Origin of the sequence: [Pseudopropionibacterium] massiliense (assembly GCF_900607225.1) — a bacterium.
GTDB classification, from domain to species: Bacteria; Actinomycetota; Actinomycetes; order Propionibacteriales; family Propionibacteriaceae; genus Arachnia; species Arachnia massiliensis.
The window spans coordinates 2,882,729-2,903,840 of the sequence record NZ_LR027842.1 but is presented as its reverse complement, the minus strand read 5'-3'; the positions used below and the strand labels follow the sequence as shown (position 1 = coordinate 2,903,840).

At 68.2% G+C, this 21,112-nt stretch carries 24 protein-coding genes, 1 tRNA gene and 1 pseudogene; 16 read left to right on the top strand and 10 right to left on the bottom strand.

The genetic code is table 11. The features are described from left to right. Positions 1–159 precede the first annotated feature (159 nt). From E0E39_RS12945 to E0E39_RS12920, 6 genes and pseudogenes are all read left to right on the top strand, one after another. Positions 160–1,005 (top strand): annotated as a pseudogene (locus E0E39_RS12945) (phosphoribosylaminoimidazolesuccinocarboxamide synthase); the annotation flags it as partial. Positions 1,006–1,042: 37 nt separating this feature from the next. Continuing rightward, positions 1,043–1,849 carry a TIGR02452 family protein gene (locus E0E39_RS12940; RefSeq protein WP_207302500.1) on the top strand — a complete coding sequence of 269 codons (807 nt, stop codon included), beginning with the start codon at positions 1,043–1,045 and terminating at the stop codon, positions 1,847–1,849. A 55-nt stretch (positions 1,850–1,904) separates the two neighbouring features. Continuing rightward, entirely contained in the window at positions 1,905–2,114 is a 210-nt protein-coding gene (locus E0E39_RS12935) for a hypothetical protein (protein ID WP_130875118.1), read from the top strand. Positions 2,115–2,148: 34 nt separating this feature from the next. Beyond that, positions 2,149–2,388: a phosphoribosylformylglycinamidine synthase subunit PurS gene (gene purS, locus E0E39_RS12930; RefSeq protein WP_130875117.1), complete on the top strand. Its 240-nt coding sequence runs from the start codon at positions 2,149–2,151 to the stop codon at positions 2,386–2,388. Next, positions 2,388–3,065 carry a phosphoribosylformylglycinamidine synthase subunit PurQ gene (purQ, locus tag E0E39_RS12925; protein ID WP_130875116.1) on the top strand — a complete coding sequence of 226 codons (678 nt, stop codon included), beginning with the start codon at positions 2,388–2,390 and terminating at the stop codon, positions 3,063–3,065. Before purS ends, purQ begins: the two co-directional genes overlap by 1 nt. 122 nt (positions 3,066–3,187) lie before the next feature. After that, positions 3,188–3,973 carry a Bax inhibitor-1/YccA family protein gene (locus tag E0E39_RS12920; RefSeq protein ID WP_130875115.1) on the top strand — a complete coding sequence of 262 codons (786 nt, stop codon included), beginning with the start codon at positions 3,188–3,190 and terminating at the stop codon, positions 3,971–3,973. Positions 3,974–4,005: 32 nt separating this feature from the next. Here E0E39_RS12920 and E0E39_RS12915 read toward each other — a convergent pair whose 3' ends face one another. After that, entirely contained in the window at positions 4,006–4,677 is a 672-nt protein-coding gene (locus tag E0E39_RS12915; protein ID WP_130875114.1) for an NUDIX hydrolase, read from the bottom strand. 160 nt (positions 4,678–4,837) lie between these two features. Between E0E39_RS12915 and ypfJ the strand changes: the two genes are divergently transcribed. Next, positions 4,838–5,716: a KPN_02809 family neutral zinc metallopeptidase gene (ypfJ, locus tag E0E39_RS12910; RefSeq protein ID WP_130875113.1), complete on the top strand. Its 879-nt coding sequence runs from the start codon at positions 4,838–4,840 to the stop codon at positions 5,714–5,716. Between the two features lie 7 nt (positions 5,717–5,723). Beyond that, positions 5,724–6,950, top strand: a complete 1,227-nt coding sequence (locus E0E39_RS12905; protein ID WP_130875112.1) for an acetyl-CoA hydrolase/transferase family protein — start codon at positions 5,724–5,726, stop codon at positions 6,948–6,950. A 234-nt stretch (positions 6,951–7,184) separates the two neighbouring features. Here E0E39_RS12905 and E0E39_RS12900 read toward each other — a convergent pair whose 3' ends face one another. From E0E39_RS12900 to E0E39_RS12885, 4 genes are all read right to left on the bottom strand, one after another. Beyond that, on the bottom strand, positions 7,185–8,168 hold the full coding sequence (locus E0E39_RS12900; protein WP_130875111.1) for a hypothetical protein: 984 nt from the start codon (positions 8,166–8,168) through the stop codon (positions 7,185–7,187). A 79-nt stretch (positions 8,169–8,247) separates the two neighbouring features. Continuing rightward, positions 8,248–8,901, bottom strand: coding sequence for a peptide-methionine (S)-S-oxide reductase MsrA (gene msrA / locus E0E39_RS12895; RefSeq protein WP_130875110.1), 654 nt, complete (start codon positions 8,899–8,901; stop codon positions 8,248–8,250). A gap of 288 nt (positions 8,902–9,189) precedes the next feature. Then, entirely contained in the window at positions 9,190–9,450 is a 261-nt protein-coding gene (locus E0E39_RS12890) for a Txe/YoeB family addiction module toxin (RefSeq protein ID WP_130875109.1), read from the bottom strand. Position 9,451: 1 nt separating this feature from the next. Further along, positions 9,452–9,700 (bottom strand): type II toxin-antitoxin system Phd/YefM family antitoxin, encoded by a 249-nt coding sequence (locus E0E39_RS12885; protein ID WP_245988486.1) that lies wholly within the window; start codon positions 9,698–9,700, stop codon positions 9,452–9,454. Positions 9,701–10,125: 425 nt separating this feature from the next. Between E0E39_RS12885 and E0E39_RS12880 the strand changes: the two genes are divergently transcribed. Genes E0E39_RS12880 through E0E39_RS12870 form a run of 3 tightly spaced genes read left to right on the top strand, consistent with a single transcriptional unit; the run spans position 10,126 to position 12,132 of the window. Then, complete coding sequence (locus tag E0E39_RS12880) at positions 10,126–10,287, top strand: hypothetical protein (RefSeq protein ID WP_207302499.1); 162 nt, start codon at positions 10,126–10,128, stop codon at positions 10,285–10,287. 22 nt (positions 10,288–10,309) lie between these two features. After that, on the top strand, positions 10,310–11,485 hold the full coding sequence (locus E0E39_RS12875) for a sensor histidine kinase (protein WP_130875107.1): 1,176 nt from the start codon (positions 10,310–10,312) through the stop codon (positions 11,483–11,485). Further along, positions 11,482–12,132 (top strand): response regulator, encoded by a 651-nt coding sequence (locus E0E39_RS12870; protein ID WP_130875106.1) that lies wholly within the window; start codon positions 11,482–11,484, stop codon positions 12,130–12,132. The genes E0E39_RS12875 and E0E39_RS12870 overlap by 4 nt, the downstream gene beginning before the upstream one ends. A gap of 70 nt (positions 12,133–12,202) precedes the next feature. On the opposite strand, the gene E0E39_RS12865 is transcribed toward E0E39_RS12870, so the two are convergent. After that, on the bottom strand, positions 12,203–12,880 hold the full coding sequence (locus E0E39_RS12865; protein WP_130875105.1) for a uracil-DNA glycosylase: 678 nt from the start codon (positions 12,878–12,880) through the stop codon (positions 12,203–12,205). Between the two features lie 247 nt (positions 12,881–13,127). Between E0E39_RS12865 and trhA the strand changes: the two genes are divergently transcribed. Then, the gene (gene trhA / locus E0E39_RS12860; protein ID WP_165444870.1) at positions 13,128–13,739 is read left to right on the top strand and encodes a PAQR family membrane homeostasis protein TrhA; all 612 of its coding nucleotides are present in this window, start codon (positions 13,128–13,130) and stop codon (positions 13,737–13,739) included. Between the two features lie 235 nt (positions 13,740–13,974). Here the strand turns inward: trhA and E0E39_RS12855 are convergent, their stop codons facing one another. Further along, entirely contained in the window at positions 13,975–15,987 is a 2,013-nt protein-coding gene (locus tag E0E39_RS12855) for a thioredoxin domain-containing protein (protein WP_130875103.1), read from the bottom strand. A gap of 456 nt (positions 15,988–16,443) precedes the next feature. Here E0E39_RS12855 and E0E39_RS12850 point away from each other — a divergent pair, with 456 nt between their 5' ends. Beyond that, entirely contained in the window at positions 16,444–16,959 is a 516-nt protein-coding gene (locus E0E39_RS12850) for a rhomboid family intramembrane serine protease (RefSeq protein ID WP_207302562.1), read from the top strand. Between the two features lie 158 nt (positions 16,960–17,117). Here E0E39_RS12850 and mca read toward each other — a convergent pair whose 3' ends face one another. Then, entirely contained in the window at positions 17,118–18,020 is a 903-nt protein-coding gene (mca, locus tag E0E39_RS12845) for a mycothiol conjugate amidase Mca (RefSeq protein ID WP_165444795.1), read from the bottom strand. A gap of 204 nt (positions 18,021–18,224) precedes the next feature. On the opposite strand from mca, the gene greA reads away from it, so the two are divergent. Beyond that, entirely contained in the window at positions 18,225–18,722 is a 498-nt protein-coding gene (greA, locus tag E0E39_RS12840) for a transcription elongation factor GreA (RefSeq protein ID WP_130875101.1), read from the top strand. Between the two features lie 5 nt (positions 18,723–18,727). Here the strand turns inward: greA and E0E39_RS12835 are convergent, their stop codons facing one another. Together E0E39_RS12835 and E0E39_RS12830 are read right to left on the bottom strand one after the other, a co-directional pair. Beyond that, on the bottom strand, positions 18,728–19,159 hold the full coding sequence (locus tag E0E39_RS12835; RefSeq protein WP_130875100.1) for a DUF2089 domain-containing protein: 432 nt from the start codon (positions 19,157–19,159) through the stop codon (positions 18,728–18,730). Next, positions 19,156–19,956 (bottom strand): hypothetical protein, encoded by an 801-nt coding sequence (locus tag E0E39_RS12830; protein ID WP_130875099.1) that lies wholly within the window; start codon positions 19,954–19,956, stop codon positions 19,156–19,158. The genes E0E39_RS12835 and E0E39_RS12830 overlap by 4 nt, the downstream gene beginning before the upstream one ends. 220 nt (positions 19,957–20,176) lie before the next feature. Between E0E39_RS12830 and E0E39_RS12825 the strand changes: the two genes are divergently transcribed. Both E0E39_RS12825 and E0E39_RS12820 read left to right on the top strand, forming a co-directional pair. After that, positions 20,177–20,249, top strand: a tRNA-Thr gene (locus E0E39_RS12825). Between the two features lie 235 nt (positions 20,250–20,484). Continuing rightward, entirely contained in the window at positions 20,485–21,099 is a 615-nt protein-coding gene (locus E0E39_RS12820; protein ID WP_165444794.1) for a DUF1707 SHOCT-like domain-containing protein, read from the top strand. Positions 21,100–21,112 lie beyond the last annotated feature (13 nt).

Genomic DNA, 21,112 nt, shown 5'->3' with positions numbered 1-21,112 from the left:
CCGCGCCGAGGTCCCGCGGGTGTTGGGTTCATCCGCCTTCTCGTGGTTCTTCCGGCGGAAACGCCTGCCTTGCGGTCGAGTGCCTGCGCCACAGCGCAAGCCGACGACTGCAAGGCAGGCGTTCCCGCCGTCCGGCCGCGGAGCCCCTAGGCTGGCGTCGTGAGCCAGTTCGAATCCCTTGGTCTGCCCCTCATCCACGCCGGGAAGGTGCGCGAGATGTACGCGCTGCCCGGCGGCGACGTGCTGATGGTGGCCACCGACAACATCTCCGCCTTCGACCACGTCCTGCCCACCCCCATCCCCGGCAAGGGGGCCGTGCTCACTCAGCTGTCGCTGTGGTGGTTCGAACGGCTGCGCGACCTGGTGCCCGACCACATCGTCTCCGCGGACGTACCAGAGAAGGTCAGGGGCCGCGCCGTGGTCGTGGAGAAACTCGACATGGTGCCGGTCGAGTGCGTGGCGCGCGGCTATCTCACCGGATCCGGGTGGGCCGAGTACCAGCGGTCGCGGACGGTGTGCGGGGTGCCGCTGCCCGACGGGCTGCGCGACGGCGACAAGCTCCCGGCCCCGATCTTCACCCCCGCCATCAAGGCCGGGCCGGGGGAGCACGACGAGAACGTCGACCTTGCCACGATCGCCCGCCTCCACGGCGACGACCTGGCCGCCCGGCTGCGCGACCTCACCCTCCAGGTGTACGCGCGGGCCGAACGGATCGCCGCCGGGCGGGGCATCATCCTGGCCGACACCAAGTTCGAGTTCGGGCGCCGCGGCGACGGAACCCTCGTCCTGGCCGACGAGGTGCTCACCCCCGACTCGTCGCGGTTCTGGGACGCGGACCTGTGGCGGCCGGGGGGGTCGCTGCCCAGCTTCGACAAGCAGTACGTCCGCGACTGGTTGGCCCGGGAGTCCGGATGGGACCGGGAGACGACCCCGCCGGAGCTGCCCGCCGAGGTGGTCGAGGCCACCCGCGCCCGCTACGTCGAGGCCTACGAACGCCTGACCGGCCGGTTGTTCCGGGAGACCCCTGCCGTATGATCACCGGATGATGCACCGGGACCATCTCGCGGCGCTGGCCCACGAGACCGTCGAGATCATCGACCGCGGCTTCTACCTCAACGGCCGCGGCGAACGCGTCGAGCTGCGCGGGCAGATCGAACACGCCGTCGCGGGAACCGTCGAGTACGCCCCCGACGCCGAACTCCCGAACCCGGAGCCGAAACCCGGGAGAGTGCACGTCAAGGTGCAGCAGATGGGTACTTTCGAGGCCGCCCACCGGCTGCGGGATGCGGATCCCATCGCGCTGAACTTCGCCTCCGCCAAGCACCCGGGCGGGGGTTTCCTGCTGGGTGCGCAGGCCCAGGAGGAGGAACTCGCCCGCAACAGCGCCCTCTACGCGTGCATCCGTGACCGCGACATGTACCGTTTCAACCGCGACCACGAGCGGGCCTACACCCACGCGATGATCTACTCGCCCGCCGTGCCGGTGTTCCGGGGCGGGGATGATTCCCTCGTCGACGAGCCGTGGCGGACGGCCATCATCACGGCCCCCGCCCCCAACGCGGGAGCGGCGAAGTGGCGCACCCCGGGGGAGACGGCGCGGCTCGAGGCGGCGCTGCGTGAACGCGCCCGCCGGGTGCTGGTCGTCGCCCACGACCACGGCCACCGGAACCTGGTGCTCGGCGCCTGGGGCTGCGGGGTTTTCCGCAACGATCCCGGTTTCGTCGCCGCCACCTTCCGTGACCTGCTGGCCGGTCCCTTCTCCGGGGCCTTCGACCTGGCGGTCTTCGCCATCCTCGACCGGACGAGAGACCAGTGCGTGCTCGAACCCTTCCGCGCCGCTTTCACCTGACCCGGGTTCTCGGGCGATCCGCAGGTTCTCCCCGGCCCGGTCGAGCATGGGGTTGGTGTCCGAGTCCACCGCCCCACCCCCGGTGGACGGACGGGCCGGCCGGGTTCCCGACGTCCAGGGCGATGGCGTCGAGAACCGCCCGGTGCCGCGGGTCGCCGGGGCTCGGGAACGCCCCTCCACGCGCCGCCGTCCCAGTAACGCATGTGGCCCGTGGATCATCGGGATCCGGATACCAACCGGGTCGCGACATGGCGCGGAATTGTAGGACAAGCCGGGATCCGGCCCGATAGGGTGCTGTCATGCCACGCGTCGTCGTCAACGTCATGCCCAAACCCGAGATCCTCGATCCGCAGGGCAAGGCGGTCACCGGTGCCCTCACGCGCCTCGGGTTCGAGGGAATGACGGTCCGCCAGGGCAAACGCTTCGAGGTGGAGGTGGACGGCGAGATCACCCCCGAGGTCCTGGAACGGGTCTCCCGGGCCGCGGAGAAACTGCTCGCCAACACCGTCATAGAGGCCTACGAAGTGGTGACAGACTGATGCCCCGCATCGGCGTCGTCACCTTCCCGGGTTCCCTCGACGACCACGACGCGCTGCGTGCCGTGAGGCTGTGCGGGGCCGAGGCCGTTCCGCTGTGGCACGGCTCCGACTCCATCGACGGCGTGGACGCCATCATCCTCCCGGGCGGTTTCTCCTACGGCGACTACCTGCGCTGCGGGGCCATCGCGCGGTTCAGCCCCGTGATGGACACCGTCATCGACGCTGCCAACAAGGGACTGCCCGTGCTGGGGATCTGCAACGGGTTCCAGCTGCTCTGCGAGGCCCACCTCCTCGACGGGGCCATGATCCGAAACGTCGACCAGCACTTCATCTGCCGCGACGAGAGGCTCCGCGTCGAATCCATCGACACCACCTGGACCTGCGGTTTCACCAGGGGTGAGGAGATCGTCATCACCCTGAAGAACGGCGAGGGCAACTACCAGGCCGCCCCCGAGACCCTGAAACGTCTCGAGGACAACGCCCAGGTGGTGTTCCGCTACCTCGACAACCCCAACGGATCGGCCAACGACATCGCCGGGATCACCAACGAACACGGCAACGTCGTCGGCCTGATGCCCCACCCCGAGCACAACGTCGAGTCGCTGACGGGGGCGTCGCTGGACGGTCGCAGGTTCTTCGAGTCGCTGATCCAGTTCCTCACCGCCCGCGCCGCCTGAACCGGACCCTCGCGCAGGGCCGGTCCACCCGTGCCGGGATTCTTCCGCATCAGCATGCATTCCTGTCGGCGCGATCACATACACTTGAAGCAAAAGTCATCGCGATTCTGAAGGAACCCCACATGGCGAATCCCGTGTTCAGCCGCAGTTCGGCTTTCAACCAGCCGCCTGCCTATCAGCAGCCCTACGGCTACCAGCCCCAGCCCGGATATGCACAGCCCCAACCGCAGACCACCGCAGGCGTCATGACCATGGACGACGTCCTGGCCAAGACCTCCATCACCCTGCTCGTGGTGTTCGCGGCCGCGGCGGCGACGTTCATGCTGCTGCCGCTCAGCCTCGTGTTCCCGACGATGATCGTCGGCGGGCTCGGTGCCCTCGTCGTCTCCCTGGTCGTCGCCACCCGGCACAAGGTCCCGGTGGCCGGTGTCCTGCTCTACTCCGCGCTCGAGGGCCTGTTCATCGGCGGCATCTCGAAGTACTTCGAGGTGACGTGGCCCGGCATCGTCGTCTCCGCGGTGCTGGCCACCTTCGTGACCGCGGCCGCCACGCTGGCCGTCTACAAGTTCTTCAACATCCGCGTCACCGCCAAGTTCCGCAAGATGGTCACCATCGGCACCGTGGCCCTCGCGGGCGTGTTCCTGGTGAACTTCGTGCTCGCAATGTTCGGGATCAACACCGGGCTGCGGGCCGTGGGCAGCAACGCCGGTCTGCTCGCGATCGGTGTCTCGATCCTGGCCGTGTGTCTGGCCGTGTTCAACCTGGTGATCGACTTCGACTACGTGGAGCGCGGCATCGCATCCCAGGCCCCGGCCCAGGAGTCGTGGCGGGCGGCCTTCGGCATCACGGTCACCATGGTGTGGCTCTACGTCGAGATCCTGCGCATCCTGTCCTACTTCAGGGATTGACCCCTCAGGCGGGCTGCTCCGGGACCCGGTGATCAGCGGCTCGGCAGGTGCTGGCTCAGCACCTGCCGAGCCGCTCGGGTCCAGGGGAGCCTGCGCCAGGCCTTCACCGGAACCCAGTCGGCCCGCGCCGTCGATCCTCCCAGGTCGTGGACGCGGGGGCGGCTGGGTTTTTCACATGCAGCGGAATAGATGATGCGCAGGGCGTGATAATCCTCCAGGCGGCCGTTCGGGGCGCGACCGATCCAGTGATCCGACTGGAGGGTCAGCAACCGTTCGGGCGCAACCTCCTGGCCCGTCTCCTCGTACACCTCGCGCAGCAGACCCGCCGCCGGTTCCTCGCCGGCGTCGAGACCGCCGCCCGGAAGGTTCCAGGCCCCGGGGGCCCCGGTGATCCGCGACAGCACCGTGCCCAGCAGGCCCCGTTCCGACAGCACGATGCCGTATGCTCCGACCCGTTGGCGGATCAGCGGCACCTCATCGGTCCCCGGCTCCTCGTACACGACCACCCTGTCGGCTGGTGGGGCGTCAGCGGGTGAGGCAGGGTGAACCTCCAGGGTGACCACGACGTCACCGTCACGACATTCCGCTCTCAAGGGTCGTCCGGCGATCCACCCGGCCCGGTGCAGAGCGCCATCGGGATGTTCCCCGTGACCGAGAACCAGATCGATCACGGGATTGTCGGCAAGAAGACCAATCAAACGCACCTTGGCATCCTATTGGCGTCACCGGGTCTTCCGAGCCGCACGGGACATCCCGGTGCGATCGCGCCGGAGGTCCCGGAACGGAAGCCGTGTCGCCGGCCCCGGTTCGTCCTCGGTCAGGTGCTGGTCCGGCTAGGCTGAGTCCGGTCAGAGGAGGTGGCACATGGACTATCGCGACAGCGTGGACCTTTCCGATTCGCACACCCAACGCGCCTCGGGCGGTGGGGGCGGCGGCCGGATGGCCCTCGGCGGCGGCATCGGCGGGTTGGTGGTGATGCTGCTGGTCGTGTTCGTCGGTCCACGGCTCGGCATCAACGTCTCCGATCTGCTCGGACCCGGTTCGAGCCAGAACAGCAGGCCTGCGGTGCAGGGAAGCGACCTCGACCACTGCAAACAGAAGGACGTCAACGTCAACACCAACCGCGAGTGCCGCTGGCCGCTCTACGAGAAGGTCCTCCAGGACTACTGGTCGAAGACGACACCGAACTACGAGTACGCCACGGTGAAGTTGTTCTCCGGCACCATCAGCACCGCCTGCGGGGTGGGGCAGACCGAGATGGGGCCGTTCTACTGTTCCGGGGACTCCACCGTCTACATCGACGACTCCTACGTCGGCCAGCTCCTCAAACAGCTGGGGGCTTCCGGTGGGGACGCGGCCGAGCTCTACATCGTCGCCCACGAATTCGGGCACCACATCCAGAACCTCGACGGGACCATGCGCAAGGTCAGGCGCGACACCGGAGCCGATTCGTCGCAGGTGCGGCTCGAACTCCAGGCCGACTGCTACGCCGGGGTGGTGTTCAACCAGGTCATGAAGGACCCGAACTCGCCGATCAGGGCGGTCAGCAAGGACGACCTGCTGCGCATAGCGGACGCGGCCCGCTCCGTCGGCGACGACCACATCCAGAAACAGCAGGGCGGATTCGTCAACCCCGAGTCGTGGACCCACGGCAGTTCCGAGCAGCGGCAGCGCTGGTTGAGCATCGGGTTCGAGTCCGGTAATCCTTCTTCCTGCAACACCTTCGACACCCAGGACCTGTGAGGCTGAAGTGAGAATCGTCGCCCCCGAGCAGCTGGCCGCTGCTCTACCCGGGCTGCCCGGAAACCCCCGCATCGTCACCCAGGGCAGCTTCGGCACCCCGCGTGCCCTGCTCGGGCTGCTGGACGCGGTCATCCCCGAATACCGGTTGTTCATCGTCAACGGGCTCGGCAGGCTGCCGGACCGCGAGGGGGTGCGGATCGAAACCACCTTCGTCGGTTCCGGGCTGCGCGGGAATCCCCGCGTCGACTACTACCCGGCGCGACTGTCCACCACCCCCCAGCTGTTCCGTGGGGCACTGCCCCCGGATGTCGTCGCGGTGCAGACATCGCGGGTCGTCGACGGGAGGGTCAGCCTCGGCATCGAGGTGCAGGTGCTGCCCGGCGCCATCGACGCCGCGAAACAGCGCGGCGCGGTCCTGGTGGCGCAGATCAACGAGAACCTGCCGTTCATCCACGGCGACGGGGTGCTGTCGGTCGACGACATCGACCTGGCCGTCGAGATCGCCGAACCGGTGCCGGTGGCGCCCGAGGCCAGGATCGACGACGAATCCGCGGCGGTCGGGGAGCGGCTCGCGGCGATGGTGCCCGACGGCGCCACGCTCCAGCTCGGCATCGGTGCGCTGCCGGAGGCGGTGATGCAGGCGCTGCGGAACAGTCGCGGCCTCAGGGTGTGGACCGAACTGATGGCCGACGGTTTCTTCGGGCTGCTGCGTTCCGGCGCCCTCGACGAGACCCATCCCATCACCGCGACCTTCGCCTACGGTTCCGAGGAGCTCTACGCCTGGGCCGACGACAACCCGCAGCTGCGGCTGCTGCGCTGTGAGACCACGAACAGCCCCGGGAACATCGCCGGGCAACCGGCTGTGACCAGCATCAACACCGCACTGCAGGTCGACCTGTTCGGGGCCGTCAACGCCACCCGTGTCAACGACCGCATCATCTCCGGAACCGGCGGGCAGGCCGACTTCATCGTCGGGGCGCTGCACTCCCCGGGCGGGCAGGCGATCATCGCGTTGAAGTCGTGGCACCCAAAGGCCAACCTCTCCACCATCGTGCCGAAACTCACGGAACCCACGACGTCGCTGCAACCGTCCTGGGTGGTCACGGAACAGAACACGGCCCGCGTCTTCGGGGCCTCCCAGCGCGACCAGGCACTGGGCCTGATCGGGACGGCCAGACCTGAGGCCCGCGAGTCACTGCGCGCCGAGGCCGAACGCATGGGGCTGCTCGGCTGAGGAGATCCATCCCGGAGCCGGTCGGGCGAAGTTGGTTGAGCCGGCCTGCGAGCGTCAGCGAGTGGGGCGTGTCGAAACCAGGGGGTTGTGGTTGGGTTCTGGCTACCGGGTGTCAGTGGTTTCGACTCAGCCGTTCGCTTCGCTCACGTGCTGGCTCAACCAGCTTCAGGAGAGGTTTCGACTGGGTTGCTCGTTCTTCGCGGTCCGGCTCAACCGGCTTTCAGGGAAGGACGCTCACTGTTTCAGCTGGTCCTCGGTGTACTCGGTGCCGTCGGGGTCCGTGAAATGCACCTTGCCACCGCAGTCGTAGCGGATGATCGGCGTCGTACGCCTGTAGCGGTTGTCCACCTCGATCCTGCACTCCGCCCTGAGACCGGGGTTGAACTTCTGGATCGAACGCGCCAATACCAGGGGTTTGAGCTGGATCGGGTCGAAGGGGACGAGGGAGGAGGCCTCCTTGATCCTGGTCGTGTACACGGGAAGTGCCGCGGAGCGGATGCGTCGCTCGGTGATGCCGTTGTTCGCCGGTAGGTCGATCCAGTACCCGGTGTTGGCTCCGAAGCCGATGCGTGTGGCGGCCCGGCTGCCCCCGATGACGGCGGCCAGACCGTCGGTCAGGTCCGCCACGGACGTGTAGCCGAGGTTGCGCACCGCGGTGCCGTCCTTCTCGAAGAACACGGTTTTCGTCTCGGGTGTGGTGGTGACGGTGAGGTAGACCTCGCCGGAACGCTGCTCGACGATCTGCAGGATCTTCTCAGTGCCGGTGGCCCCCATGCGGGTGGCGGTGTCGAACAGCTCGCTGATGTTGCCGAGTGGGTAGTCGGTGGGGCGGAAGGTGGCCTGCCCGAGGTATTGGATGTCGGAATCCGCGGGGGTGATCTGGTTGGCGCGCCAACGCAGGGTGAACGGCTTCTGAGTCGCGTCCAGAACGGTGAGGGTCACCTCGGAGGAGGAGACGTCGAGCTTCAGCGCGGGACGGTTGTTCGTGATCTCCATCATGCGCCGCACGACCTGTTTCGCACCGCCAGTGGCCAGGTCCTGGGTGATGCTCATCGGAACCGGGAAGGCCACCGTCGGCGACGAGGACGCGCTGGCTTCCGGGGTGGCGCTCGCGGAGGTGGCAACGGATGGGGTCTGGGAGGGTTCGGGATCCGATGTGGATGCGCAGCCTGCGAGCAGCACGACCATCGCTGTGGTGATGACGCGGCGCAGATTCACCGGTTCATTCTACGGTGGGTGGTGGATCGGGTCGTGATACCGAAGTTCTGATCCAGGTCGTCCTTTTGGCCGAAAACACTCACCCGCACCTGACCCCGGTGGCGTGGTTCGGGCAATAACCTCCCGGGTTCTTGTGGAGGTACTGCTGGTGCTCCTCCTCCGCGTGGTAGAAGGTGGCGCCGTCGGTGATCTCGGTGGTGATCTCGCCGAACCCGGCCTCGGTCATGCGCTTCTGGAATGCGTCGCGGGAGGCGACGGCCGCCGCGTGCTGGGCGGCATCCACCGGAAAGATCGCGGACCGGTACTGGGTGCCGATGTCGTTGCCCTGCCGGAAACCCTGGGTCGGGTCGTGGTTCTCCCAGAAGATCCTCAGCAGGTCGTCGTAGCCGACGCGGGAAGGGTCGAAGACCACCTTCACCGTCTCGGTGTGGCCGGTGCGGCCGGTGCAGGTCTCGCGATAGGTGGGGTTCGGGGTGCTGCCCCCCATGAACCCGACGGCGGTGTTGACCACGCCGTCGGTGGTCCAGAACAGTCGCTCCTCACCCCAGTAGCAGCCCATCGCGAAGTAGGCGACCTCGCAACCCTCGGGGACCTCGTCCAGCCGCAGGCCGAGCACCGCGTGCCGGGGAACGGGCGACAGCACCGGGACGTCGCGCCCGGGCAGGGCCTCGTCGGCGGTCACGAGCTGGGGATTCCGGCGGCCGCTCAGCCACCCGAGGACATCGATCTCCATGAAATTCAGTGTACGAGGCACGCCTGCCTCGAGACTGAATGGAGCCGGAACCATTCCAGTGAAGCCGGTTGAGCCAGCACGTGAGTGCCCCCGCTGCGGAGCTGGTTGAGCCGGGTCGCGAGGAACGAGCGGCCCGAGTCGAAACCAACGCTGACGTCCAGGAAACAGACCCGGCCTTCAGGATGTTCCCCGGTTCTGCAACACTCAACGCGCTCAAACCGCTATTCGGCGGCCAAATCGGGGTTGAGCGCTGCGCAGCCGGGTGAGTTGAATTCTGAACAGGGATCCTCAGCGGCCGTAGTGGTACCGGCAGGCGGCAATCTGGATCTCGGTGTCGGTGATCCGGTACACCAGCCGATGTTCCTCGGTGATGCGCCGGGACCAGTAGCCGGAGAGCTGGTGTCGCAGTGCCTCCGGTTTGCCCAGCCCCTCGTTCCCGTTGCGGGCGATGTCCCGGATCAGGGAGTTGATCCTCTTGAGGGTCCGGCGGTCCTGGACCTGCCACCAAAGGTGGTCCTCCCACGCCTCATCGGCCCAGCAGATCCGCATCTCAGCGGTCGTCGAGAAGGTCGTGCAGGGTGCCGTCGTTCCTGTCGAGCTGTTCCATGGCGCTGGCCAGCCGCTGGGCGTTGACGGGCGAACGCAGCAGGTAGGCGGTCTCGCGAAGGGACTGGTACTCCTCCAGCGAAACGATCACGACGGGTTCGTGTCCCGCCCGGGTGATGACGATCTCCTCGCGATTGTTCACGACCTCGTCGAGGACCGCCGCGTAGTTGGCCCGGGACTCGGTGTACGACATGGTCTTCACGGCCACCTCCTGTACGGGAAAGTGTACAAAGCATCCGTGGATGCGGGCCACTCCGAGAGGGTAAACCGTCACGGTCGGGTGGGGATGTGGTCGCTGCTTTCGCCAATGTGCCAGGACCGTGGAAGGCCAAGGTGAGGAGCGCGGGATGGCCTGGTCGCCGCGAGCGGCAGCGATGGCGAGTGGTACGAGTGGTAGCGGTCAGGGACGGCCCCTGATGGAGGAGTTGATCCGGATCCCCCGGTGGTGTCCGGCGGGGAGGAGCTGCTTGCATCGCAGGTCGCAGATGGGGTTCCTTCCCGGGCGCGTAGCGGTTTTCATGTCAGCACCGCAAGCATGGAGACGTGATTGAAAAGGAGTGAAAATGAGGCTGCCGACCCGGGGGCGTGCGACCCGTCCAGGCGGTCCAATGGCTCGGTGTGACGGCGATCATCCCCGCCGGGATGGACCTGGTGAGCGACGTGAAACGCCGTACCGGGTGGCCTCGGATCGTCATGGCGTCGCTGCTGCTGGCCGGTCTGCTCGGCATGGCCCGGTGGTCCTGGACGAGCAACGCCCTGTCCTGGGACATCAGCGTCTGAGCGAGTGCGGAAGAATGACGCCATGATGTCCTCCCCGCCCCCGATCCGTCGCAATGACGTGATCCTGGCCATCGTATGCGGGGTGGTTGCAATCGTCCTGCTGATTCCTATCAGCGACCTTCCCTGGGAGCGCCACGCAGCTCTGGTGGCTGTGGGAGGGGTGCAAGGGATCGTCGTGGTGTGGTGGAGGCGCCATCCCGTGGTGTGCCAGCTCCTGGTCTGGGGGTTGCAGCTGGTCATAATGGCGCTGTTGCCCGAAACATCTCACTTCATGATGCTGGCGCAGGCGGTCGCCGGGTTCGGCATCGGGCTCCGGCTGCCGCTCCCGCGGGGGGTCGTATTGATGGGCCTCCTGGCGCTGGGCGAGATGCTGGCCCACGTGGTGCGGGATGTGTTGCACCTGGGATGGACGGAGGCGATTCTGGGACCAACGGGAGGAATCATGCTCATCACCGTCATGCTGAGCAAATTGTCCCTCTACCTGGGGCCGGTGTTCGGCGGGGCGATGTCGGCCGCCCGGACCCAGCGCGTGCAGCAGCAACGCGACTGGGAGGCCCGCGAGCACCAGCACCAGCTCGACCTGGTCCTGATCGACGAGCGCCGCAGGATCGCGGGTGAACTGCACGACGTCGCCGCCCACCACCTGGCCGGCATCGTCGTGCAGTCCCAGGTCGTCGGGCGGCTGATCGACCGCGACCCCGCAGCCGCCAAACAGGCCGCCGCGCAGCTGAAGTCGCAGAGCCGGGAAACCCTCAACGGGCTGCGGTCGGTGGTGGGGCTGCTGCGCCGGAACACCGCACCCGTGGCGGGGCTGCGAGACCTCCCGGAGCTGGTCTCCACCACCCGCGACCTCGGCGTCGACGCGACACTCACCCTCTCGGCCGCGCGTATCGCGCTGCCCCCGGTGGCCGACATGGCGGTCTACCGGGTGGCGCAGCAGGCCATCAGCAACGCCCTGCAGCACGCCCCCGGGGCGTGGCTGCGGGTGGACGTCGGGCAGGTTGCCGGCCAGTTGGAAATGACCATCGTCAACGGGCCATCCGAGAGGCCGGGCGATTCCGGGTCAGGAGGCAACGGTTTGAACGTGATGCGGGAACGGGCGGCGACGGCCGGGGGAACCCTCGACGCCGGCCCCACCCCGGAGGGTGGCTGGCGGGTCCGGCTCGCCGTTCCCGTGGTTGCCGAGGAGGAGAGATGATTCGAGTCGTGCTGGTGGACGACCAGTCGGTGGTGCGGGCGGGATTCCGTTTCCTGCTGGAGGAACACGGCGACATCACCGTCGTGGGGGAGGCATCGGACGGCCGTCGGGCCGTCGACCTGGTAGCCCGGACCCGCCCCGACGTGGTGTGCATGGACCTGCGGATGCCCGCGGGGGACGGCCTGACGGCCACCCGCCGGATCGTCGCGTCCCGAACGGACGGGGTGCCCGCGGTGCTCGTGGTCACCACCTTCGACCTCGACGCCGACGTCTTCGGGGCGCTGGAGGCCGGGGCCGACGGCTTCATCCTCAAGGACTGCGAACCGGAGGAACTGGTCGACGCCGTCCGTCGTCTCGCCGCCGGGTACGGGCTGGTGGACCGCAGCGTCACCCGCCGGGTGATCGCGGAGTTCGCCCGCCGTCACGCACCTGCGGCGAACCCGGCCGAGCTTCAGCAGCTGACCGCGCGGGAACTCGAGATCGTGAAACTCCTCGCCACGGGCATGTCGAACGCGGAGATCGCGGCCGAACTCGTGGTCGAGATCAGCACCGTGAAGTCCCACCTGACCCGAATCCTGCCCAAGATCGATGCCAGGGACCGGGTGCAGGCGGTGGTGTGGGCCCACCGCAACGGTCTCGCCGGATGACCCGTGGGCCTCTGAGGTGTGGCTGTGCCGAGGCCTGATGAAGGTGGTTGAGATGCGTCGAAACCGACTCTCAGGCGTTGAGGTCCCAGTCGATGGGGTCGGCGCCCTGCGCAACGAGGGCCTCGTTGGCACGGCTGAACGGTTTCGACCCGAAGAATCCGTTGCGCGCCGACAGCGGCGACGGATGGGCGCTGGCGATCACGGGGGTTGGACCCAGCAGGGAACGGGTGGACTGCGCGTCGCGGCCCCACAGGATAGCCACCAGCGGGCCGCCGCGCCCCGCGAGGGCGGTGATGGCGGCGGTGGTGACGGCCTCCCAGCCCTTGCCGCGGTGCGATCCCGCCCTGCCGGGGGAGACGGTCAGCACCCGGTTCAGCAGCAGGACCCCCTGCTCGAACCAGGCACTCAGGTCGCCGTGCGGGGCGGGCGGGACGCCGAGGTCGTCGTTGAGCTCCTGGTAGATGTTCTGCAGGCTGCGGGGGATGGGGCGCACATCGGGGGCGACGGAGAACGACAGACCGACCGCGTGTCCCGGGGTCGGGTACGGGTCCTGTCCGACGATCAGCACCCGCACGTCGGCCAGCGGCCGACTGAAGGCGCGCAACACGTTGTCGCCGGCCGGCAGGTAGCTGCGTCCCTCCGCGAGTTCCCGGCGGAGGAAGTCTCCCATGGTGTGGATCTGGTCCTCGACGCCGGCCAGGGCCTCGGCCCAGTCGGGGGCGATGAGTTCTTTCAGGGGGCGTGCCATGGCGTCACTCTAGCGAGGCCCGACCCCAGTCCCCGGGTGCCCACGGCATGGTTTCGACTCGACCGGCTCGCTGGCGCTCGCTGGTCGGCTCAACCAGCCTCTGGAATTGGAATCCGGGGCATCCGGGAGTAACCTACGGAGGCGTAAGTTACGGAAGCGTAGGTTCGTGATGACTGCTGTAGCCGACAAACCCGAAGGGGATCTCGCCGCCACCCCGGACGGCGGGAGACGGCCCCGCAAGCCCCTCATGCGGGGCTGGCTGCACCTGGGGTTCGCTCCCGCCCTGCTGATCGCCGGCCTGGTGCTGACGGCCCTGGCCCCGACCCTTCCCGGACGTATCGGCTGCGCCGTGTGGACCCTGAGCGGGGTGCAGCTGTTCGGCACCTCGGCCGCCTACCACCGCGGCAACTGGAACGAGCCGACGATGGCGGTGTTCCGTCGCCTCGACCACTCCAACATCTTCGTCTTCATCGCCGGCACCTACACCCCGCTGACCCTCACCCTCCTCGGCGGGGGATCCCGGTGGGTGCTGCTGGGGTTGATCTGGGGGATAGCGGCCTTCGGGATCGTCTTCCGGATCTGCTGGGTGGGTGCGCCGCGCTGGCTGTACACGCTGCTCTACGTCGCCATGGGGTGGGCGGCCCTCGGGTGGCTGGGTGAGTTCTGGACCGCGGGAGGCCCCGCGGTGGTGCTGCTGATGCTCGCGGGCGGCCTGGTCTACTCGCTCGGGGCGCTGGCCTACGGCACCCGTCGCCCGCGCCTCAACCCCCGTCTCTTCGGGTTCCACGAGGTCTTCCACGCCTGCACCATCGCGGCAGCCGTCTGCCACGGGGTGGCAATCGGGTTGGCGGTGTTCTGACCCGGGGTGACGCGTGGTTCCTGTTCACGGGTCCGAGAGCGACACGCAGGCCAACTGCGGTTGACCGATGAGACCCGCGGGCGGCGCTTGCCGGCATCAGGCGGAGACGCGAACAGCACACGCCGATCCGGGAACATCGTGGGCCGAACCGGATGCCGCGGGACATGAGGAGGCCGGCGGGCTCCTCGCTGCGCGGCTCGGATCGCCCCGCGACCACCCGGGCGAGGAAGCCGCGTCATGCCCGATGCCAGAGGGGGGTTTTCAACTCGGTGTAGTCGGTGACCGGATCGAAGCAGCGTTCCCCGCGGCACACGTACACGGCCCGTTTCCCGCGACCCTCGAGCCAGGAACCGAAACCCTCCGCACCCGCCGGGGCGGTCAGGACCACCGATCCCGCCGGCGCCAGCCGCCAGGCCGCCCGCGCCAGCTCGTCGAACGGATCGCCGGAGGTGACGACGACCATCGCGGGTTTCAGGCCGCGACGGGCCTCGTCGGCGATCATCAGGTCCTCCAGGGCGGAGCCCGCGAACCGGGGGGTCTCCGCCACGGTCGCCCAGGTGGTGGCGGCCGCCTCGTCGGCCCGTGCCAGCAGATCGGGGCGCTCCGCCAACAGCCCCACCCGCCGCAGCGCCCGCACCAGGGCGCTGGTCCCCGATGGGGCGACGTTGTCGGTCAGCGACCGCGAGCGCACGAACAGCTCGCCCGGCACCGCGTCGAAGAAACCGCCGTCGCCGGCGCCGAAGAGCTCCACCGCCCGGTCGCAGAGGATCTCCGCGTGACGCAGCCACGTGGCGTCCCCCGTCGCCCCGGCCAACATGGCGAGGGCATCGGCCAGGGTGCCGTGGTCCTCCGCGGTGGCGGGCGATGCGTCGACCTGCCCCGCCCGCGACGAGTGCCGCAGCTCACCATCGACCAGGTGCGTGTCCACCAGGTAGCGGGCCGCGCCCAGGGCCAGTTCCAGCCAGTGCGGTTCGTTCCAGATCAGGGCGCCCGTGACCAGCGACGAGATCGCCAGGGCGTTCCACGAGGTCACGACCAGGCGGTCCTTGGCCGGCGGGAACCGGTGCCCCCGCTCGGCCAGGAGCCTCGCGGAGACCTCCGCCAGCTTGTCGAAATCGGGGCGGCCACGCAGCTGCAGCGTCGACAGCCCCTCCCCGAACGTGCCGCCGGCGGTGACGTGGAAGACCCGGGTGGCCCAGTCGCCGTCCTCCTCGCCCAGCGCGTCGATGATCAGCTCCGGCGACCACAAATAGTGGATGCCCTCGAAAACGGCCCCGCGGATGTCGCAGGAATCGGCGTCCAGCCCCGCCATGAAGGCCCCGTTCTCGTCGCGCAGCTCCCGCTCCAGGAAACCGGCGATGCCGTAGGCGGTGCGCTCCAGCAGCGCCCGCAGCCCCTCGTCGTGGTCGGCGGTGCGACGCCAGCCGCGGATGTAGGTGCCCAGCAGCAGGGCGTTGTCGTCGAGCATCTTCTCGAAGTGCGGCACCACCCAGCCCGGATCGACGGCGTAGCGGTGGAAACCCCCGCCGATCTGGTCGCAGATGCCGCCGCGCGCCATCGCCTCCAGGCTGCGCTGCGCCAGTTCCAGGCTGCGGGCGTCGCCGCGCACCAGCAGTGCGTCCAGTGTCGTCGCGGACGGGAACTTCGGGGCGGTTCCGAAACCGGCGTGGATCAGGTCGAAGTTGGCGGCGATAGTCTCGACGGCCGCGTGGACCTCGGGGATGTCGTCCGTCAGGGGCGCCACGGCGAGGGCCTCCAGGTGCCCGGTCACCACGTCCGCGCCCGCGATCAGGGTCTGCCGGTTGGTTTCCCATGTCTCGGTCAGGGCCTGCAGCACCTGCATGAACGAGGGGCGCCCCGGCTGCGGTTCGGGCGGGAAATAGGTGCCAGTGAAGAACGGGCGGCCCTCCGGGGTGAGGAAAGCCGTCAGGGGCCAGCCGCCCGCGCCCTCGTTCATCAGCTGCGTGGCCGTCATGAACACCTGGTCCAGGACCGGATGCTGCTCGCGATCCACCTTGACCGGGACGAAATGGGTGTTGATGAACTCCGCGACCTCCGGGTTCTCGAACGACTCGCTCCCCATCACGTGGCACCAGTGGCACGACGCGTAGCCGATGCTGAGCAGGATCGGCCTGTCCGTCTCGACGGCGTGTGCCAGCGCCTCGGGACCCCAGGGCCACCAGTCCACCGGATGGTGGGCGTACTGGAGGAGGTGGTCGCTGGAGGAATCTGCGAGTCGGTTCGCCATGAGGGTCAAGCTTAGGGCTTCCGCGGAATCCGGGGCTGCCATCCCCACGCTGGTTGAGCCGGGCCGTTACGAAGGAGCGGCCCGTGTCGGGGCCGTCCTCTCTGAAGCTGGTTGAGCCGGGTTGCGACGAAGGAGCGGCCCGAGTCGAAACCATGCCGCGAGCACCAAAGGGTCTTTGTGACAGGCCCCGCCCGGCCGCCAGGTGGTTTCGACTCGTCCTGCTCGCTGGCGCTCGCAGGTCGGCTCAACCAACTTTTCCTCTTCGAAGCTGGTTGGGCCGGGCCGCGACGGAGGAGTGGCCCGTGTCGAAACCGTGCCGTGGGTGTCCGGAGGGTCTCGTGGAAGATTTGAACATGCTGTCACACTGGATGCATGAGCACCCAGACCTTTGCTGATCGTCGGTCCCTGGAAGGGGCCAAACCCGGAGTCGTGGTCGTCGGTGGTCTGCTCGCGCTCATGTGGGTGCTGGAGATCATCGACAGCGCGTCCTTCCACGCCCTCGACCAGCTCGGCATCGTCGCCCGGAGCCTCGGGTCGCTGCCGCACATCCTGACCGCCCCGTGGCTCCACTTCGGTTTTCCGCACCTGATCAGCAACTCGGTGCCGTTCCTGATCCTCGGCCTGCTCACCTGGCTGGCGGGTCCGGGACGCTGGCTCGCGGTCACCCTCATCACCGTCGTCACCTCCGGGCTGACCGTCTGGCTGATCGCCCCCTCCAACACCATCACCCTGGGCGCCTCCGGCCTGGTGTTCGGATACCTCGCCTACCTACTGGTGCGTGGCTTCTTCACCCGCAACATCTGGGAGATCGCGCTGTCGGTGGCCGTGTTCTTCTTCTACGGCTCGATCCTGCTGGGCGTGCTGCCCGGCGCATCGGGGGTCTCGTGGCAGGGACACCTCGGCGGGGCCATCGGTGGTTTCATCGCCGCGAAGTTCCTCCACGGAAGCGACCCCGCCACCCGGCGGGCCTGACCCCGGCGCCGGCGGCACGGTTTGCTGGCCCAACCACCGGTTTGCTGGCCGTATTGATGTTCGCTGGCCTCACAGCGCAGGCAAACGTGAACAAGCCCAGCAAATCCGGTGTAAGGCCAGCAAACCCCGGGAGCGGGTGGCTGGTCGTTGGGGGAGGCTCAGATGATGAACTCCGGCACCAGGGGTACCTCCCGCAACCCGGTGAACAGGTCGTCCTCCGGAATCATCGTCGGCACCTTCGAGATCACCAGCTGGTAGTCCTCCGTTGGCCAGCCCGCCTGCTGGATCGCCAGCGGTACCGCGAACCAGGGCCCGTGGGGGTCGATCTGCGTGGCGTGCGCCCGCAGCGCCTCGTCGCGTATCTCGAAGTACTGGGCGCAGTTGACGAACGTGGTGAGGCGACCATCCGAGAACGGATCGTCGTCGCGGGCCGGTGCAGGATGGCTGGGGGCGATGCCCTGCTTGTGCATCAGGGCCTCCAGGGCAGCGAACCTGCGTCGGTGGAAACTCATGTGGTAGTACAGCTTTGCCGCCTGCCAGGCGGGGCCGTGCTCCGGCCACAGCGACGGATCCGCAGCCGCCCTGAACGCCTCGACGGTGATGCGGTGGCACTGGACGTGATCGGGGTGCGGGTAGCCGCCGCGCTCGTCGTAGGTGGTCACGACGTGCGGGCGGAAGTCGCGGATCACCTTGACCAACCGCCCCGCGGCCTCCACGACGTCCTGCAGCGCGAAACACCCCTCGGGCAGCGGCGGCGGGGGATCGCCCTCGGGCAGGCCGGAGTCGACGAAACCCAGCCACACCTGTTCGATCCCCAGGATCTCGCGGGCACGGGCCATCTCCTCGGCCCGGATGGCCGGCAGGTTCGCGAGGATCTCGGGGTTGTCGGCCAGGGCGGGATTCAGGATGTCACCGCGCTCGCCGCCGGTACAGGTCGCGACCATGACCTCCACGCCTTCCGCCACGTACTTGGCGGTGGTCGCGGCGCCCTTGCTCGACTCGTCGTCGGGGTGGGCGTGCACGTGAAGCAGACGCAACGGGCCCTTGGAGTGCGAGGTCATGGAAGATATTCTGGCGGGTCGTGGGCGAAGCAGCCGAATCCGGCTCGTGGGGGTCACGCCCTGTGCGCTCGCGGTGGGCAACGGCATGCCCCGGTTGAGCAGCGCTCAACGCGGTTCTGGCCGTCGCAACGGGTCGTTTCCGGCCCGGGTGTTGCGCAACCGCGATGCCCCGGGGGAGGGAAGGGCCGGTGCTAGCATGTCGGGATGTCCGAAACCAATGCCGAAACGGTGTGGCTCACCCAGGAGGCCTACGACAAGCTCGAGGCCGAACTCACCCACCTCAAGACCGTGGGTCGCCCCGAGGTGACCGCCAGGATCGCCGCTGCCCGCGAGGAGGGCGACCTCTCCGAGAACGGCGGCTACCACGCCGCCCGCGAGGAGCAGGGGCAGATGGAGGGGCGCATCCGCCAGCTCGAACACCTGCTGCGACGCGCCCAGGTGGGCGAGGCCCAGGGCGACCCCGACGAGGTCAGCCCCGGCCGCATCGTCACCGTCGCGTTCTTCGGCGACGATGACGACACGGAGACCTTCCTGCTCGGGTCGCGGGAGATCCTCGGCACCGATTCCTCCGTGGACCAGGCCGTCTCCCCACAATCGCCGCTCGGCGCAGCGGTGCTCGGTCATCGCGTGGGAGACGAGGTCAGCTACGCCGCCCCCAACGGCCGCACCATCTCGGTGACCATCAGGAAGGTCACCTCCTGACGCTGCTACTCCAGTCCCGCGATCAGCTGGGCCGCCACCTCGGCGCTGATCTCACCGGTCGCCACCCTCGCCAGGATCTGTTCCTGCGGGGTGGCGGCTTTCGTTTCCCCCTGCTCGTCGGGGTCGGGCCCGTCGGGTTGCGGGGGAACGGACTGGTTCTCGGGGCTCATGCCCAGCTTCATCAGCAACGCGTCGAACCGGGCGCGTGCCGTCGGGTAGGAGACCTGGAGGTGCTTCTCCACCTCGCGCAGGTTCCCGCGGGAGGTCAGGAAGACGCGCAGCAGCTCGTGCTCGGCGGCGTCGAGACGGTCGTAGGGGGAGGACGCGAACTCTCCGGCCAGCTCGGAGCCGCAGTGTGTGCAGCCCTTCCGGATGATGATCAGGTCCTCGCCGCAGACGGGGCACTCGGCGGGGGCGCGGTACAGCTCGGAGGTCATGCGGGCACCTCGCTCTTGACGGTGGCCAGGCCCATCGTGACGGTCAGGTCGCACCGGGCCGAGCCGTTGCCGAAGACCACCTCGTCGGCGCCGCCGTTGTCCTCGGGCCAGCGGATGTGCCCGAACTTCGCGTCGGCGTGCACCGTGACGCTGGAACCGGGTTTGAGGATCAGGGTCAGCGACCCGGACTCCACCTTCAACCGGGAACGCCCCAGGCTGACCGGACCCTCGACCGTGACACCACCGGCCTGGCTGAGCAGGTCGGAGACCTCGACGACGTCGCTCAGGTGGCATCCCCCGGCGGTCACCCGGACGCGTCCGAACCGGGGCACCCCGGTGCTGCGCACGCCGCCCGTGGTGGCCTCGACGTCGATGATCAGCTTCGGGTTGACCTTGACGAGCAACTCCTTGCCGAGACCGATGTCGCGGAGATCGTCGAGGCTGCGGGGTGGGCGGATGAGGGAGAAACCGTTCAGGTTGGGGCCGAACTCCCCGGTGGAGCTGACCTCCATCATCTCGCCGTTGCGACGCAGCACGTGTGGGCCCTCCACCGACAAGGTGGCGACCGACGAATCCCCCTCGATTCTCACGCGACGCCCGACGGCGGTGATCGAGACCCGGGTCAAGCCGCCCGGTTTGCCCTTGGGGGCCTCCTCCTGTTTCGGGTCGGACTGGGCGGACCGGGGTGTTTCACCGGTCTTGTTCTTGATGGCGGAGATGCGCCGGTTCGCCTCGGCGGTGTCGATGCGACCGGCTGCCAGATCGTCCAGGATGGAACTCAGATCAGGATTGGTCATGAAGCAATGATAACTCAATCCTCACATTCTGGAAAGGTTAATTTAGCTTTTTTCAAGAAGGTGTGCGGTGTCGCGAGATGCGTGGGGTGGGATTGCCGTTGCCGGGGTTGTCCGGGTCGTCTCGCCGGTGCGGCTCCGGGATCGATCGCCTGCCGTCCCCGGGATGGTGTGCAGCGGATTTCGCTGCCGTCGATGACGGCCGCTATAGTGTGTTTCCGCTGCCGCCCTAGCTCAGTAGGCAGAGCGACGCTCTCGTAAAGCGTAGGTCACGGGTTCGATTCCCGTGGGCGGCTCACGGTTTGGAACAGCCTCTGACCAGGCATGATGCCGGCTCGGGGGCTGTTTTTCTTCCGTCCCCGCGTGTGCTCCGGTGACATTCCGGCCCGGAAGGCCTCCTCGGCTGTGAGGACCCGGGGGTGCGTCGAAGCGGTTCGTCGCCGTGCCGCTGGCCTGTGCCGGGACGTCGAGGGTTTGAGTGCAGGCGGGAGTCCGGGTGTGGGTGCCGCCGCGGGCCGTAGACTTTGCCGCATGTCGGACAACCTGCCTCAACAGCCGCCACGGGTGCAGATGCGCATCGGTGACGCCGAGCGTGACGCGGTGCTCGGTGTGCTCCAGAACGCCTACGGCGAGGGTCAACTCACCCTTGAGGAGTTCGACGAGAGGCAGCAGAACTGCCTCAGGGCCCGATACATCGACGACCTGTCCGCCCTCGTCGTGGACCTGCCCGGAGGTGCGGGATGGCACCACGCCGTCACGAGACCTGCGAACCCCGCCTCGGCCCCCGTCGTCACCCGGGGTGCCGCGGTCAGGAACGAGATCGCCTTCATGAGTGGCAAGGTGATCCACCTGGACGCCAGAACCCCGGCGGTGACCAGCTTCGCCCTGTGGGGTGGCAACGAGATCCGCACCGAGGCGGTCATGGGTTCCGGGGTGGAGATCGAGCTGTCGCTGAGCTCGATCATGGGCGGCCACAGCGTCTACGTCCCGGAGGGGGTCCGGGTCATCGACCAGAGCGTCAACATCATGGCCGGGGTGGATGTCTCGGAAAAGGCTGACGGCGACGGATCCAACGGCACGCTCATCATCAAGGGATTCAACTTCTGGGGCGGCACGTCGGTGCTGTTGAGGGAGAAGGGGAGGTGAGGAATTCGCCGGG